Here is a 15661-nt window from a genome sequence, read left to right on the forward strand (position 1 = left end):
CCCCTCCCCTATGGTGTCGGGGCGATGACCGCGCCCGTCCTCAAGCCGGCTAACTTGCTCCGTCAGCCCGGCAGGGGACTGTGTCATTTCACTCTTTCCTGCGCAAGGTCGCTCAGGATGCCCGCAGCGACCGAGACCTTGGCCAGCGTTGCTTCGCCGGCTTCCGTCAGCGCCGAGAGGTTCGCAGTAACGCGGGCGAGCCGTTCCTTGTCGCCCTGCTGCCAGGCGGCGAGCGGCGCCTTGTCGCCCTTGTGGCGCGTCAGCACCACGGTGGCGAGGTCACGGCGGGCATTGGCGATGTCGGTGAGGCTGCGCTGGAGGGCGAGCGCCTCGTAGAGATCGCCGGTCGGGATGCGGCTTGCCGACGAGAGCAGACGGCCGATATTCAGCGTCGCGCTGATGCCGGCGAAGGTCTGCGCCGTCTTGGCGAGCGAATCACCCGTCGCGTTGGCGATCAGCATGACCTCGGGCACGAAGGTGAGCATGGAGAGGGTCGCGATTTCCTCCGCAAGCTCGGCGGGAACGCCCTCGTCCTCATAGGCATGGGCCTTGCGGCGCGCCTCGTCGCCGGCGGCATCCGAAACCAGCGTGGAGAGCTGCGGACGCAGCTGCTTCAGCGCCTGCTTGAGCTTGTGCACCGCCTGGTCCAGCGGGCCGGAGACGGCGCCGGTGGTCAGAAGCAGGCTGGTCACATTGGCATAGATGCGGCCGATCTCTTCGTAGAGCTCGTTCTGCAAGGTACCGGCGACCTGATTGTCCAGCGCATCGACGCCGGCATAGAGCGCGGTGAGACCGTAACCATCGCGGGCGATTACCGCTGCCTTCACCGCATCCGCCGGGCCGAAGCCGGTGCCGTCGGTCAGGCCATTGATGAAGGCCGGGCCGCCGCGGTTGATCACCTCGTTGGCGAGGATCGTCGCGATGATCTCGCGGCGCAGGCGATGTGAGCGGATATCGTCCGCATAGGCCTTCTGCATCTTCGCCGGGAAATAACCGGTCAAAGTCGGCTCGAAATAGGGCTCGTCCGGCAGATCGGTATGAACGATCTCGTCGAACAGTACGAGCTTGGCATAGGAGAGCAGCACGCCGATCTCCGGCCGCGTCAGCGGCTTGCCGGCCTGGTAGCGTTCGGCAAGGGTGCGGTCGTCGGGGAGCGTCTCGACCTTGCGGTTGAGCAGGCCTGCGGCCTCGAAGCGGTCCATCAGGCGGGTGAGCGGCGCGCGGTTGGCGGTGCCCTGCTTCTCGATCAGCGAGATCGCCAGCGATTGCAGGTAGTTGTTGCGCAGCACGAGATGGCCGACTTCGTCGGTCATCGAGGCGAGCAGCACGTTGCGCTTGGCGCGCGTCAGCCGCTCGTCGCGCATAGCAGAGGCGAGCGCGATCTTGATGTTGACCTCGACGTCCGACGAGTTCACGCCGGCCGAGTTGTCGATGGCATCCGAGTTGCTGCGGCCGCCCTTGAGACCGAAGGCGATACGGCCGCGCTGGGTGACCCCTAGATTGGCGCCTTCGCCGATCACCTTGGCGCGAACATCCTCGCCGACGATGCGGATCGGGTCGTTGGCGCGGTCGCCGACTTCGGCGTCCGTCTCGTTCTGGCCGCGGATATAGGTGCCGATGCCGCCGAACCACATCAGATCGACCGGCGCCTTCAGGATCGCCGTCATGATCTCGAACGGGGTGGCCTTGGCCTTGTCGAGGCCGATGACGGCTTGTGCCTCCGGCGTCAGCGTTACGGATTTCTCCGTGCGCGGGATGATCATCGCACCCTTGGAGAGCACGGAGCGATCATAATCCTGCCAGCTCGAGCGCGGCAGGTTGAACATGCGGCGGCGCTCGGCGAAGGACGTATCGGTATCCGGCGACGGATCGATGAAGATATCGCGGTGGTCGAAGGCCGCGACGAGCTTGATCTTACGCGACAGCAGCATGCCGTTGCCGAAGACGTCGCCCGACATGTCGCCGACGCCGGCGACCGTAAACGGCGTCTTCTGGATGTCGATGTTCATCTCGCGGAAGTGGCGCTTGACGGTTTCCCAGGCGCCGCGGGCGGTGATGCCCATCTTCTTGTGGTCGTAACCGGCCGAGCCACCGGACGCAAAAGCGTCGTCGAGCCAGAAGCCGGCTTCCTGCGCCAGACCGTTGGCCGTATCGGAGAAGGTCGCGGTGCCCTTGTCGGCGGCGACGACGAAATAGGGGTCGTCACCGTCGATGCGCACCGTATCGGCCGGCGGCACGACGTCCTGGCCGACGATGTTGTCGGTGACCGACAGCAGCGTGCGGATATAGGTTTTATAGGCCTCGGTGCCGGCCTTGAAGACGGCGTCGCGGCTGCCGCCGACGGGAAGCTGCTTCGGATAGAAGCCGCCCTTGGCGCCGACCGGCACGATGACCGAGTTCTTGACCTGCTGCGCCTTCACGAGGCCCAGCACTTCCGTGCGGTAGTCCTGGGCGCGGTCCGACCAGCGCAGGCCGCCGCGGGCGACCTTGCCGAAGCGCAGGTGCACGCCCTCGACTTCCGCGCCATAGACGAAGATTTCGCGGAACGGGCGCGGTTCCGGCAGGCCGTCGAGGGCCTTGGGATCGAGCTTGATCGCGAAGGTCTTGCGCGGCTTGCCGTCGGCATCGTGTTGGAAATAGTTGGTGCGCAGCGTCGCCAGGATGGCGTTGACGTAGCGGCGCAGGATCCGGTCCTCGTCTAGGCTCGGCACGTTGGCCAAGGCTTCTTCGATTGCGGTGGAGACGTCGCCGGACTTCTTCTCGCGCTGGCGCTCGGTGAGCTTGGGGTCGAGGCGGGTTTCGAACAGGCGGAAGAGATTGGCGGCGATCGCTGGATACTTGTTCAGCGTATCGGCGATATAGCCCTGCGAATAGGCGATGCCGGTCTGGCGCAGATAACGCGAATAGGTGCGCAGCGCCATGATCTCGCGGGCCGAGAGGCCGCCGGTCAGAACGAGGCGGTTCAGCGCGTCGTCGTCCACCTCGCCGTGCCATGCCGCCAGGAAGGCTTCCTCCAGCATGGGGCTCAGCTTGGCGAGGTTGATTTCCAGGCCGTCGCGCTGCTTCAGCTCCATGTCATGCAGGATGACGCGGCGCTCATGGCCGTCGAAAGTCGTCAGCGTCAGGTCGTGCGTCTGCTCGCTGATGACGTTGAAGCCGAGATTTTCGAGCAGCGGCACGCGGCGCGACAGCGAGACGGGCTCGTCGGCATGGAAAATCTTCAGCTCGACCGAGGTGAGGTCAGTGTTCCAGGCCTTGCGGTAGAAGGAGATGCGGATCGGGCTTTCCGAGGTCGCCGTCGAAATGAGGGCGAGGTCGGCATTGGCTTCGGCCGGCGTGAAGTTTTCCTGATAGCCGGGATCGGTGGCGAGGCGCAGGCCGTCGGCGCTGGAGAGCGCCTCGAAGCGGTCGCTCCAGCGCGTGGCGATCTCGCGCACCGCCTGTTCCAGCTTGTTCTGCGCAATGCGCGGTGTCTTGCCGCCGGAGCGGCCGATGATGAAGTGCACGCGCGCAAGGCCACCCTCTGGGAAAGCCGGGTAATAGGCCGAGACGCGGCCATCGTAAGCCGACTTCAGATAGGTACCGATCTTTTCGCGCACATCGGAATCGTACTGTTCGCGCGGTACGTAGACGATGACGGAAACGAAGCGGTCGAAACGGTCGATGCGCGGCAGCACACGGATGCGCGGCCGGTCGGAAAGTTCGTTGATCTGTTCCGAGAAGGTGGCGAGCAGGCCGGGATCGATCTGGAAGAGGTCGTCACGCGGATAGGATTCCAGCGTGTTGATCAGCATCTTGCCGGAATGGCTCTTCGGGTCGTAACCGAAATGATCGATGACCGCCTCGACCTTGGAGCGGAGCAGCGGAATCTGCCCGGCGGCATGTGTGTAAGCCGTGGAGGTGAAGAGGCCGACGATGCGCAGTTCACCGATCACCTTGCCCTTCTCGTCGAAGCGCTTGAGGCCGATATAATCCATATAGGCGCGGCGGTGCACGACGGATTTCACATTCGCCTTGGTGACGATCAGGAAATCCGGGCCTTCGAGGAATTCCAGGATTTCCGGCGTCGTCGTCACGGCGTCCTTGCCCAGCCGCAGCACGCGCACATCCGGGTCGGAGAGAATGCCGAGGCCTTCGTCGCCGCGTTCCACGGTCGCCTGTTCGCCCTTGCCGGAATAGGAATATTCCCGCATGCCGAGGAAGGTGAAATTGTTGCCGCGCAGCCAGTCGAGGAAGGCGAGTGCCTCGCCCTTGCCGGGCTTGTCCTTGGCGTAGCGCTCCATGTCGGCGGTGGCGCCGTTGAGCTTTTCCAGCATGGCGGGCCAGTCGTCGACGGCCAGATGCACCTGGTTCAGCACGTTTTTGACGCGCTCAGCCAGATTGGCCGCTTCGGCGGGCAGGAGTTCGGAAAGATGGATTTCGATATGGCTGACGCGCTGCGTCGGCTCGCTCTCCTCGTCCGGCGAGAAGAGTTTCGGCGCTTCATCCTGGCTGACGACGAGGATCGGATGGATCGCGAGATGGATATCGCGGTGTGTGCTCGTCACCTCGCCCATGACCGAATCATAGAGGAACGGCTGGTTGCGGTCGGTGACGGAGAGGACGGAGACCGGCTGGCCCTGCGGCTTGACGTCGGCAAGCGTGGTGACGGTGACGCGTGGTTCACTGCCGTCCCAGGCCTCGATTTCCGCCATGGCATGCGCGGCGGCGGCGGCAAGCATCGGGCCGGTATAGTGCTCCAGATCGTCCTTGCTGGCACGCCCGAAGAGGATGTCGGGGTTGAGTGTTTTTGCGCCGAGAGCGGCGGCTGCAGCCTTTGCGGCCTCGATGTGTTTTTCTCGTTTCACGTTAGTCCGGGCACCCATGGAATTCTCCCTCGAATCCGATGGCCGGACGTTAGCAGAAGAAAAAATACACGCGACGAAATTTGTGCATTTGCGAGAAAATTCAATCGATTTTGTCCGAGATAGGTCAGTTTTGCTGTCGTTTCGTCGCCAAATTCGTGCTTTTCGTCGAAAAGCAGCCAAAAACCGGCCGAACTCCGTTTATGCCGCTCTGCGGTAAGGCGCCAAATGCGGCGTGACCGTTGACAGGTCCTGACCCCCTTGCCATCACTCGGACGAAACGAAGGAAGCCGGCTATGAGCGAGAGCGACAAGGGCACCGTCATCGTCATTTCGAGCCATGTGGTGCGCGGCACGGTGGGCAACCGGGCGGCCGTCTTCGCGCTCGAAACGCTGGGGCACCCGGTCTGGGCCCTGCCGACGGTCATCCTGCCCTGGCACCCCGGTCATGGCCGCGCCACGCGGGTCGCGATATCGGATGAAGATTTCGACGCGATCATTTCCGACCTTATCGGCGCGCCGTGGCGTGGCGAGGTGAAGGCGGTGCTGTCGGGTTATCTTGGCAGCGCGGCCCAGGCACGGTCCGTCGCGCGGCTGGTGACAAGCCTGCGCGCGGACAATCCCGAGCTTCTCTATATGTGCGATCCCGTCTGCGGCGACGAGCGCGGGCTTTACGTGCCGGAGGAGACGGCGGTGGCAATTCGCGACAGCCTGCTCCCGCTCGCATCGATCGCCACACCGAACCGCTTCGAGCTCGCCTGGCTCGCGGGGGCGCCGCTGGAGACCAACAACGCGATCGTGGAGGCCGCGCTTTCGCTCGGTCCGGCGCGCATGCTCGTCACCTCCTCGCTGCCGCTGATGGCGGGCAGCACGGGCAATCTGTTTTTGTCGGGACGCAGTGCGCTTTTGGCCGAGCACCGGCTGGTGGACAATCCGCCGAACGGCACCGGCGACCTGCTCGCCGCCGTCTTCCTGTCGCGGCTGATGGAAAACCTGCCCGAGGAGCGGGCGCTGATGCTGGCCACGGCGAGCGTCTTCGAGATCGTGGCGCGCACCGCCAAGCGCGGCGCGGACGAGCTGACGCTGGAGCAGGATGCCTCCAGCATTTCCACACCTATGGCCATGGTGCACATGCGCCGTCTCGTTCATCCGGCGCAGCCGCGCCGATCCTGACTTGCGTCCAGCACCGTCGAGTGGTTTATGCGGGAAACCGGATGGAGCCTCGTCCGGTGGATCGTATCACGGGAGTATTCCGACCTATGAACCGCTTTCCCGATCGTCTTCTGAATGGCTATCGCAATTTCATGTCCGGCCGCTATGCCGAACAATCCGCCCGCTACCGGGCGCTGGCCGAGACCGGCCAGAAACCCAAAACCCTCGTCATTGCCTGTTGCGATTCTCGCGCGGCACCGGAGACGATCTTCGACAGCGGTCCGGGCGAACTGTTCGTCGTGCGCAACGTCGCCAATCTCGTGCCGCCATATGAGCCGGATGGCCAGTTCCACGCGACCTCGGCAGCACTGGAATTCGCGGTCCAGTCGCTGAAAGTCACCGATATCGTGGTGATGGGCCATGGCCGGTGTGGCGGTATCGCCGCGGCGCTTGACCCGGATGCCGAGCCGCTGTCGCCGGGCGACTTCATCGGTAAGTGGATGGGCATGCTGAAGCCCGTCGCCGAGCAGATCCAGAGTGCGGAAATCCTGACACAGGGCGAACGCCAGCGCGCGCTCGAGCGCGTCTCGATCCGCAATTCCATCGCCAATCTCAGGACGTTTCCCTGCGTGCGCATTCTCGAGGAGAAGGGCCGTATCCAGCTGCATGGTTCCTGGTTCGACATCTCGACCGGCGAGCTCTGGATCATGGACGCCGCCACCGGCGACTTCAAACGTCCGAGTGCCTAAGCGTTCGAGGTGATACAGCAACAAAAAGCCCGGCTTGGGAGACCAAGCCGGGCTTTTTCAATTCCGATGACCGGCGATCAGTCGCCGTCGATTTCCGCACCGATGATGGCGATGGCGCGCTGGTAGACACTGGCCGCGTTCCAGCCCTGCAGGGCGCCGAAATTGCCCTGGCCCGGCTGGTAGCCGCCGCCGGCGCTCCAGCCGTGGCCGCGCAGGAAGTTGGCCGTGGAGGCAAGTGCATCGGCCTTCGAGCCGACGAGGTCGATGCGGCCGTTGCCGTCGCCGTCGACGCCGTATTTCAGCACATTGGCCGGCAGGAACTGCGTCTGGCCGATTTCGCCATGGGCTGCACCGCGCGCCGTGGTGCTCAGCGTGCCGTTCTGCACGAGCTGCAGGGCGGCGTAGAGCTGGTTGGTGAAGTATTCCGTGCGGCGGCAGTCATAGGCGAGCGTCGCGACGGCCGACAGCGTGTGTTCCTTGCCAAGGAAGCCGCCGAAGCCGGTTTCCATGCCCCAGATGGCGATCAGCGGGCCGGCCGGGACGCCGTAGCGGGCTTCGATGCGATCGAACAGGGCGGCGTTCTGCTTCTTCATGCTCTTGCCGCGGCTGATGATAGCCTTGCCGCCGCGCTTCTGCATGAACTGGTCGAGCGAGAGCTTGAAGCTCTTCTGGCCGCGGTCGGCGCGGATCGTGGCGCGGGCATAGCTGACATTGGCGAAGGCCTTGTCGAGCGTCGAACGGCTGATGCCGCGGCCGGCCGCCTCTTCCTTGAAGGATTCGACCCAGGTCGGAAAACCGCCTGCATCATTTCCGCACTTGGCGGCCTGAGCCGCTACCGGTACCGCCGCCGTGGCGATCATTGCGGCCAGCACCTTGGCCACGCTCTTGATCATGCCCATGAAAAACCCCGTGATCTCGTGAATTCCGCTGCGGGAGCATGGCATGCTCCCCTGTTCCTGTCATCGCACCTTGCCGTGAGCCTCGGCTTTAAAGCCTTTGGTTCAAAGCGAAGTCCCGATTGTTCTCAAACGGAACAACCGGGACTTTTATTTAAACTTGGTTAAAGGATCGTTGCCACATTTCACCGAAATGCGCGACCCCTCCCAAAAAATCAGGCGGCCTGCTTCTTCGCCTTGATCAGGCCGCGGGCAACGAGCAGTTCCGCGATCTGGATGGCGTTGAGGGCGGCACCCTTGCGCAGGTTGTCGGAGACGACCCAGATGTTGAGGCCGTTTTCGACGGTCGCGTCCTCGCGGATGCGCGAGATGTAGGTGGCGTCTTCACCGGCCGATTCGTACGGGGTGATGTAGCCGCCGTTCTCGTGCTTGTCGATGACCTGGCAACCCGGTGCCTCGCGCAGGATATCGCGCGCTTCGTCGGCCGTGATCTCGTTTTCGAACTCGATGTTGACGGATTCGGAATGGCCGATGAAGACCGGGACGCGCACCGCCGTGCAGGTCACCTTGATCTTCGGGTCGAGCATCTTCTTGGTCTCGGCGAGAACCTTCCACTCTTCCTTCGTGTAGCCGTCTTCCATGAAGCTGTCGATGTGCGGAATGACGTTGAAGGCGATGCGCTTGGTGAACTTCTTCGATTCGACCGGATCGGCGACGAAGACGGCGCGGGTCTGCTGGAAGAGCTCGTCCATGCCTTCCTTGCCGGCGCCGGAGACCGACTGGTAGGTCGAGACGACGACGCGCTTGATCTTGGCGCGGTCATGCAGCGGCTTCAGCGCGACGACGAGCTGGGCGGTCGAGCAATTCGGGTTGGCGATGATGTTCTTGCGGGTGAACAGGCTGATGGCGTCGGGGTTCACTTCCGGAACGATCAAGGGAACGTCGGCGTCGTAGCGCCAGGCCGAGGAGTTGTCGATGACGACGCAGCCCTGGGCGCCGATCTTCGGCGAATACTTCTGCGAGACCGTGCCGCCGGCCGACATCAGGCAGATGTCCGTGTCGGAGAAATCGTAGTTTTCGAGGTTCTGCACCTTCAGCGTCTTGTCGCCGAAGGAGACTTCCGTGCCCTGGGAGCGGCTGGAAGCGAGCGCCACGACTTCATCAGCCGGGAAACCACGCTCGGAAAGGATGTTCAGCATTTCCCGGCCGACATTGCCGGTCGCGCCGGCGACTGCGATCTTGAAACCCATGACTAAAGCTCTCTTTCTCTGTCTCTCCGCGGGTTTTGGAGGGAAACCCGCCGGCCATGAGCGCGGGTTTCTGTCCCCGGCCATACCGGGGAGAGAGCGGTGGCCAGAGACGTCAGACGGTTTTCGTCGTCGTTTTGGCCATTGTTTTGGAAATCGATACGCAATAGCGAACCCGTCCGGCGTTGAAGGCCGGAGCGATCATGCGGGCGATGGACTGTCCAAAGCGGTACATGGCGGTTCCCTTGCGTGCGTGCTGAATACGCTCATCTGCCGAAGAGTCAAGCCTTGCGTGCCGGTTCGGATAAATCACGGCCGCTCCCCTGCCTTCGACTTAAGTCCTACACCGAAAGTCATAAGCCCAAAGCAGCGCTGATGCGGCGTTTCGTTTTCTGCCATCCTTCCATCAGGCGCACCCTGTCCGATGTTTTTAGGGAGAAACTCCGGACCTCATACGGGCTGCCCCGATACGCCGTTTTTGTGGAGGACAAACAAATGGCAAATGTTTCGACGGTGGGCACCGCAAAGTCGACGCCCATGACCGGCGAGCAGAAGAAGGTGATCTTCGCCTCTTCTCTCGGCACCGTTTTCGAGTGGTACGATTTCTATCTCTACGGTTCGCTGGCGATCTATATCGGCGCCACCTTCTTCAGCCAGTATCCGGAAACGACGCGCAACATCTTCGCGCTTCTGGCTTTTGCCGCCGGCTTCCTGGTGCGCCCGTTCGGCGCGCTGGTATTCGGCCGCCTCGGCGACCTCGTCGGCCGCAAATACACCTTCCTCGTCACCATCCTCATCATGGGCTTTTCGACCTTCGTCGTCGGCCTCCTGCCCGGTGCCGCCACCATCGGCATTGCGGCTCCGATCATCCTGATCCTGCTGCGCATGCTCCAGGGCCTGGCGCTCGGCGGTGAATACGGCGGTGCCGCGACCTATGTCGCCGAGCATGCACCTGATGGCAAGCGCGGCTATTTCACCTCTTGGATCCAGACGACGGCGACGCTCGGCTTGTTCCTGTCGCTGGTGGTCATCCTCGCGGTGCAGTTCATTCTCGGCAAGGAAGCCTTTGCCGCCTGGGGCTGGCGCATTCCGTTCCTCGTCTCCGTCGTCCTGCTCGGCGTTTCCGTCTGGATCCGTCTCAAGATGAACGAATCGCCGGCCTTCGCGAAGATGAAGGAAGAGGGCAAGGGCTCCAAGGCACCGCTGACGGAAGCCTTCGGCCAGTGGCGCAATGCAAAGATCGCGTTGCTCGCGCTGTTCGGCGCCGTCGTCGGCCAGGCCGTCGTCTGGTATTCCGGCCAGTTCTACGCGCTGTTCTTCCTGACGGGCGTGCTGAAGGTCGATGGCCAGTCGGCCAATATCATGGTCGCCTGCTCGCTCCTGATCGGCACCGGCTTCTTCGTCTTCTTCGGCTGGCTGTCGGACAAGATCGGCCGCAAGCCGATCATCATGGCCGGCCTGCTGCTTGCCATGCTCACCTACTTCCCGCTGTTCAAGGCGCTGACCTGGGCCGGCAATCCGGCACTCGCCACGGCACAGGACACGGTCCGCGCGACCGTCACCGCAGCCCCCGGCGACTGCAAGTTCCAGTTCAACCCGACGGGCACGGCGAAGTTCACCACCTCGTGCGATATCGCGACCTCGTTCCTGACCCGCAACTCCGTGCCCTATGACGTCGTCACCACGGCGGCGGCCGGCACGGCGGCGACGGTGAAGATCGGCGAGCAGACGATCAACAGCTACGACGCCGTTGCTGCCGGTGATCAGGCCAAGGCGCTCGACGGTGCCTTCCAGAAGCAGACCAACATGGCGCTGCACGATGCCGGCTACCCGCTGGTCCGTGGCGTCGCAAAGGTGCCGGATGCGAAGCTCGACGCCTTCGTTGCCGCCAACCCGGAGCTGAAGCTCGATGCAGCGGCCATCCGCGCCGGTGAAAAGGCCAGCACGCCTGCCGCCGATCTCGTCTCCGGCAAGCTGCTGACGGCCGAGGAAGCCGCCGGTGTCACCGACATGGCCGTCTATTCGATTGCCGGCGGTGGTGCCTATACCATGGTCGCCGATCCGGCCCAGGTGAACTGGATCACGATCATCGCCGTGCTGACCGTGCTCGTGATCTATGTCACGATGGTCTACGGCCCGATCGCCGCGCTCTTGGTCGAACTGTTCCCGACCCGCATCCGCTACACCGGCATGTCGCTGCCCTATCATATCGGCAACGGCTGGTTCGGCGGTCTTTTGCCGGCAATGGCCTTCGCGATGAGCGCTGCCCAGGGCGATATCTACTACGGCCTGTGGTACCCTATCGTCTTTGCAGGCATCACGCTGGTCATCGGTCTTCTCTTCCTGCCGGAAACGAAGGACCGCGACATCCACGCCATGGATTGATCTCCCCCTTCCGAACAATCCTTGGCGGACCCGGCGCGTGGCAACACGGGCCGGGTTCTTCGTTTCAGGGCTTTGGCAGCATGGATTTCGGCAAGGGCCAGCCGCGCGAGTCGAAGCGGAAGAGCCAGTCCCTGCGGGCGAAGACGAAGGCGGTGGCGATTGCCGTCCAGAGGCCGAGCAGCAGGCCGGCGGCGACGTCGCTCGGGTAATGCGCGCCGACGATGACGCGCGATAGACCGATCGCCAGCGCACCGAGCAGGAAGAGCGGCCGAAGCCGCGGCACGAGCATGGAAAACGCGCCGAAAAATGCCCCCACGGCCGCCGAATGGCCTGAGGGAAAGCTGGAATAGAGGTCGTCATAGGCGAAGGGCGTCAGGCTGTAGGCGCCATGATCGGCAAACAATTCGGGCCGCGCCCGGCCGACGAGCAATTTGACCAGATGCACGAGTGTGGTGGTCGCGCCTGTCGTCACGAAAAAATAGAGCGGCAGCCGCCACGCAGTCCGCGTTTTGCCGGTCAGCGTCTCGTTGCGGCTGATCCGGTGCGCGACGTAAGCGAGGATGACGAGAAAGCCGGAGCCGTAGATCATCCAGCTGAAGGTGCCGAAATCGGTGATGCGCTGGTTGAAGGCGATGATTGTGCCGGGAAGCCCCTGGGCGCGTTGCGAAATGGCGGGATCGAAGGGAAGAAGCGTCAGGACGAGCACGGCGGTGGCGGCGAGGATCCAGAGCGAGGAGGTCGCGAGCGATCGGTTCATGGGCATCCCTTGCAAATGGCGTCGCTTCCATGTGCTGGCGCAACGCGGCTTTTCAAGGGATGAAAACGAAAAAGGCTCCTGGCACTGAGCGCCGGGAGCCTTTCAGCGATAGGTTTCGGCTCAGGCCGAGAGTGTCTTGAACGCCGCGAGGATGGCGTCGCCCATTTCGGTCGTGCCGACCTGCCGGCTGCCTTCCGACATGATGTCGCCGGTGCGGATGCCGCTGTCGAGCACGTCGGCGATCGCCTTCTCGAGGTTGTCGGCTTCCGCGACCATGTTGAACGAGTAGCGCAGGCACATGGCGAAGGAGGCGATCATGGCGATCGGGTTGGCGATGCCCTTGCCGGCGATGTCGGGTGCCGAGCCGTGCACGGGCTCATAGAGCGCCTTGCGCTGGCCCTTGGCGTCCGGTGCGCCGAGCGAGGCGGACGGCAGCATGCCGAGCGAGCCGGTTAGCATGGCGGCGACGTCGGAAAGCATGTCGCCGAACAGGTTGTCCGTCACGATGACGTCGAACTGTTTTGGCGCGCGTACGAGTTGCATGCCGCCGGCGTCGGCCAGCATGTGTTCCAGCTGGACGTCGGAATAGCTCCGCTTGTGCGTTTCCGTCACCACCTGGTTCCAGAGCACGCCGGATTTCATGACGTTGCGCTTTTCCATCGAGCAGACGCGGTTGCCGCGCGTGCGGGCCAGTTCGAAGGCCACACCGGCGATGCGCTCGATCTCGTAGGTGTCATAGACCTGCGTGTCGATGCCGCGCTTCTGGCCGTTGCCGAGATCGATGATTTCCTTCGGCTCGCCGAAGTAAACGCCGCCGGTCAGTTCGCGCACGATGAGGATGTCGAGACCTTCGACGAGTTCCGGCTTCAGCGAGGACGCGTTGGCGAGCGCCGGGTAGCAAATCGCCGGGCGCAGGTTCGCAAACAGCTTCAGGTCCTTGCGCAGGCGCAGCAGGCCGGCTTCCGGGCGCACCTCGTAGGGAACGGCATCCCATTTCGGGCCGCCGACGGCGCCGAACAGCACGGCGTCGGCGGCCAGCGCCTTCTCCATGTCGCCTTCCGAGATCGCCACGCCATGGGCGTCATAGGCCGAGCCGCCGACGAGGCCTTCGTCGGTCTCAAAACCTGCGCTGAGCTCGGCGTTCATATAGGCGATGATCTTGCGGACTTCCGCCATGGCTTCCGGGCCGATGCCGTCGCCGGGCAGGAGGAGGAGGTTGCGCGCTGTCATGGGATTTTCCTTGATGTCACGAATGGGTCGCGCGCTTCTTAGCGCAACTTCCGTTCAAGGAAAATCGCCGAAACGAAAGATTTTTGCGCTGACGATTCAGCTCTTCCGAAGCGCGGTGACCTCGATTTCGATGCGCATTTCCGGCCGGATAAGATCGCAGACGACCATCGTGGCGGCGGGGCGTATCGTGCCGAAGGCTTCGCCGAGGATCGGGAAGACGCGGTCGGCGAAGGCGGCCTCGGTCACGTAATAGTGGCAGCGCACGACGTCGTTAAAGGAAAAGCCGGCTTCCGTCAGAACCTTGCCGATGGTGGCAAGACAGTTGCGCGTCTGATCCTCGACGCTGTCGGGCATGGTCATGGTGGCGTAGTCGTAGCCGGTCGTGCCGGAGACGAAGCACCAGTCGCCGGAAACGACGGCGCGCGAATAGCCCGCCGTCGCTTCGAAAGGAGAGCCGGACGAAATCAGCCGGCGCACGGGATCAGGCCCAGGGACGCGACGAGGCGTTCTGCTTCTCGAAGCTGTCGATCGCGGTCGCCTTTTCCAGCGTCAGGCCGATGTCGTCGAGGCCGTTCAGCAGGCAATGGCGGCGGAAGGCGTCAATCTCGAAGCCGATGCGGCCGCCGTCGGGACCGGTGATTTCCTGGGCTTCCAGGTCGACGGTCAGGATGGCGTTGGAGCCGCGGCTGGCATCGTCCATCAGCTTGTCGAGATCGTCCTGGCTGACGACGATCGGCAGGATGCCGTTCTTGAAACAGTTGTTGTAGAAGATGTCGGCGAAGCTCGTCGAGATGACGCAGCGGATGCCAAAGTCGAGCAGCGCCCACGGCGCGTGCTCACGCGACGAGCCGCAGCCGAAATTGTCGCCGGCGACCAGGATCGTGGCGTTCTGGTAGGCGGGCTTGTTCAGCACGAAATCTTCGTTGACGCTGCCGTCTTCATGGTAGCGCGCTTCGGCGAAGAGGCCGGTGCCGAGGCCGGTGCGCTTGATCGTCTTCAGGTAATCCTTGGGAATGATCATGTCCGTGTCGATATTGACGACGGGGAGCGGCGCGGCGACGCCGGTCAGCTTGACGAACTTGTCCATGCGGAAACCCTCGAAATACGGTGGTGTGATTTTGCCAAGCGTTTAGATCAGTTTTCCTGGAATTTGAAGGGAAATCTTGATCAGGGGCCGCAAACGCCGCCGCCGGGCGCAAGGAGGCGCCCGGATATCCTTATTCGGAAGAGACCTCGCTTAGAGGTCGATGATCGTCCCGCGGCCGTCGTTCCAGATACGCGGCTCGCGCTGGCCGGGGGCCGCGCGGTCGTTGCGGGCGCGCGCCGTGGCGCGGACCGGTGCCGGCTGGAGCTTGCCCGCCAGCATGGAGCCAAGCATCAGCACGGCGACGATGCCGGCGATGGCAAGGCCGATCGAGGCGGCGAACACGACGGTTGCGCCGGCGACCAGCATGGCGAAGACGGTGAAGAGGATGGAGCGGATACGCTGCATTGATTTGCCCTTTCTGCAAAGAGCAATGTGGGGACCGATTTTGTTCATTGCAAGGCCGAATCTTCGGGCGCTTGCCGGCTGCGGCAAAGCGCGGCACAAAGAGCGCATGAACAGGACCCCGCACCACCATCCGCTTCGCCTGCGCCGCTCGGTGCTGAGCGTTCCCGCCATCAATGCCAGGGCGCTTGCCAAGTCCGTAACGCTCGATTGCGATGTCGTTCTCTTCGATCTCGAAGATTCCGTTCTACCGGAGAAGAAGGCGGAGGCGCGCGCGGCGCTGATCGCGCATTTCGCCACGCTCGAACGGTCCACCGGTCGCGAACATGTCATCCGCATCAACCCGCTTGACGGGCCGGATGGCGTGCTCGACCTCGAAGCGGTGCTGGACTGCATGCCCGACGCCGTGGTGCTGCCGAAGGTCTCCGAACCACAGGATATCTTGACCGTCGCGGACTGGCTGTCCGAAGCCGGTGCCGATGACGACCGGGACTGGGGGCCGCGGCTCTGGGCGATGATCGAGACGGCCGCGGGTCTTCTCAACCTCGCCGCCATCGCCGAGACGGGCCGCACGGAGGGCGGAAGGCTAGATTGTCTCGTCGTCGGTCTCAACGACCTGCGCAAGGAAACCGGCATTGCCGATATTGCCGGCCGCCCCTATCTCACGCCGCTGCTGCTTCAGGTGGTCGTCGCTGCGCGCGCCTACGGGCTCGATGTTATCGACGCCGTCTTCAACGATTTTGCGGATGCCGACGGTCTTGAGGCCGAATGCCGCCAGGGCCGGCAGATGGGTTTCGACGGCAAGATGCTGATCCATCCGGCGCAGATCGCCACGGCCAATGCGGCCTATGGCGTCACGGAGGCCGAGGCTGCCGAAGCGCTGGCGATCGTCGCGGCCTTCGCCGCACCCGAC

13 protein-coding genes are annotated in these 15661 nt (G+C 63.6%); 4 read left to right on the forward strand and 9 right to left on the reverse strand.

All coding sequences use genetic code 11. The features are described 5' to 3' along the window. Nucleotides 1-83 precede the first annotated feature (83 nt). Nucleotides 84-4865, reverse strand: a complete 4782-nt coding sequence (locus ACOZK4_RS01515; RefSeq protein ID WP_421590020.1) for an NAD-glutamate dehydrogenase — start codon at nucleotides 4863-4865, stop codon at nucleotides 84-86. 275 nt (nucleotides 4866-5140) lie between these two features. Between ACOZK4_RS01515 and pdxY the strand changes: the two genes are divergently transcribed. Together pdxY and ACOZK4_RS01525 are read left to right on the forward strand one after the other, a co-directional pair. Beyond that, entirely contained in the window at nucleotides 5141-6016 is an 876-nt protein-coding gene (gene pdxY, locus ACOZK4_RS01520) for a pyridoxal kinase PdxY (RefSeq protein ID WP_421590021.1), read from the forward strand. Nucleotides 6017-6102: 86 nt separating this feature from the next. Beyond that, entirely contained in the window at nucleotides 6103-6744 is a 642-nt protein-coding gene (locus ACOZK4_RS01525; protein ID WP_313524063.1) for a carbonic anhydrase, read from the forward strand. Between the two features lie 77 nt (nucleotides 6745-6821). Here the strand turns inward: ACOZK4_RS01525 and ACOZK4_RS01530 are convergent, their stop codons facing one another. The 3 genes from ACOZK4_RS01530 to ACOZK4_RS01540 all read right to left on the reverse strand — a co-directional run bounded on the left by ACOZK4_RS01530 (nucleotide 6822) and on the right by ACOZK4_RS01540 (nucleotide 9200). Continuing rightward, nucleotides 6822-7643 carry a lytic murein transglycosylase gene (locus ACOZK4_RS01530; RefSeq protein ID WP_421590022.1) on the reverse strand — a complete coding sequence of 274 codons (822 nt, stop codon included), beginning with the start codon at nucleotides 7641-7643 and terminating at the stop codon, nucleotides 6822-6824. Nucleotides 7644-7855: 212 nt separating this feature from the next. Then, nucleotides 7856-8890 (reverse strand): aspartate-semialdehyde dehydrogenase, encoded by a 1035-nt coding sequence (locus tag ACOZK4_RS01535; RefSeq protein WP_313524069.1) that lies wholly within the window; start codon nucleotides 8888-8890, stop codon nucleotides 7856-7858. Between the two features lie 112 nt (nucleotides 8891-9002). Then, entirely contained in the window at nucleotides 9003-9200 is a 198-nt protein-coding gene (locus ACOZK4_RS01540) for a hypothetical protein (protein ID WP_421590023.1), read from the reverse strand. 182 nt (nucleotides 9201-9382) lie between these two features. Between ACOZK4_RS01540 and ACOZK4_RS01545 the strand changes: the two genes are divergently transcribed. Continuing rightward, nucleotides 9383-11272 carry an MFS transporter gene (locus ACOZK4_RS01545; protein ID WP_421590024.1) on the forward strand — a complete coding sequence of 630 codons (1890 nt, stop codon included), beginning with the start codon at nucleotides 9383-9385 and terminating at the stop codon, nucleotides 11270-11272. 64 nt (nucleotides 11273-11336) lie between these two features. On the opposite strand, the gene ACOZK4_RS01550 is transcribed toward ACOZK4_RS01545, so the two are convergent. The 5 genes from ACOZK4_RS01550 to ACOZK4_RS01570 form a co-directional block, all read right to left on the reverse strand. After that, the gene (locus ACOZK4_RS01550; RefSeq protein WP_421590025.1) at nucleotides 11337-12029 is read right to left on the reverse strand and encodes a phosphatase PAP2 family protein; all 693 of its coding nucleotides are present in this window, start codon (nucleotides 12027-12029) and stop codon (nucleotides 11337-11339) included. Between the two features lie 120 nt (nucleotides 12030-12149). Continuing rightward, complete coding sequence (leuB, locus tag ACOZK4_RS01555; protein WP_421590026.1) at nucleotides 12150-13259, reverse strand: 3-isopropylmalate dehydrogenase; 1110 nt, start codon at nucleotides 13257-13259, stop codon at nucleotides 12150-12152. 96 nt (nucleotides 13260-13355) lie between these two features. Then, nucleotides 13356-13736: a RidA family protein gene (locus ACOZK4_RS01560; protein WP_421590027.1), complete on the reverse strand. Its 381-nt coding sequence runs from the start codon at nucleotides 13734-13736 to the stop codon at nucleotides 13356-13358. Nucleotides 13737-13740: 4 nt separating this feature from the next. Then, on the reverse strand, nucleotides 13741-14346 hold the full coding sequence (leuD, locus tag ACOZK4_RS01565; protein ID WP_421590028.1) for a 3-isopropylmalate dehydratase small subunit: 606 nt from the start codon (nucleotides 14344-14346) through the stop codon (nucleotides 13741-13743). Between the two features lie 150 nt (nucleotides 14347-14496). Then, the gene (locus ACOZK4_RS01570) at nucleotides 14497-14751 is read right to left on the reverse strand and encodes a hypothetical protein (protein WP_313524086.1); all 255 of its coding nucleotides are present in this window, start codon (nucleotides 14749-14751) and stop codon (nucleotides 14497-14499) included. 106 nt (nucleotides 14752-14857) lie between these two features. Here ACOZK4_RS01570 and ACOZK4_RS01575 point away from each other — a divergent pair. Further along, the coding region (locus ACOZK4_RS01575; protein ID WP_421590029.1) for an HpcH/HpaI aldolase/citrate lyase family protein at nucleotides 14858-15661 on the forward strand (804 nt) is incomplete at its 3' end.

Source organism: Shinella sp. M27 (genome assembly GCF_049199905.1).
In the GTDB taxonomy this organism is placed as follows: domain Bacteria; phylum Pseudomonadota; class Alphaproteobacteria; order Rhizobiales; family Rhizobiaceae; genus Shinella.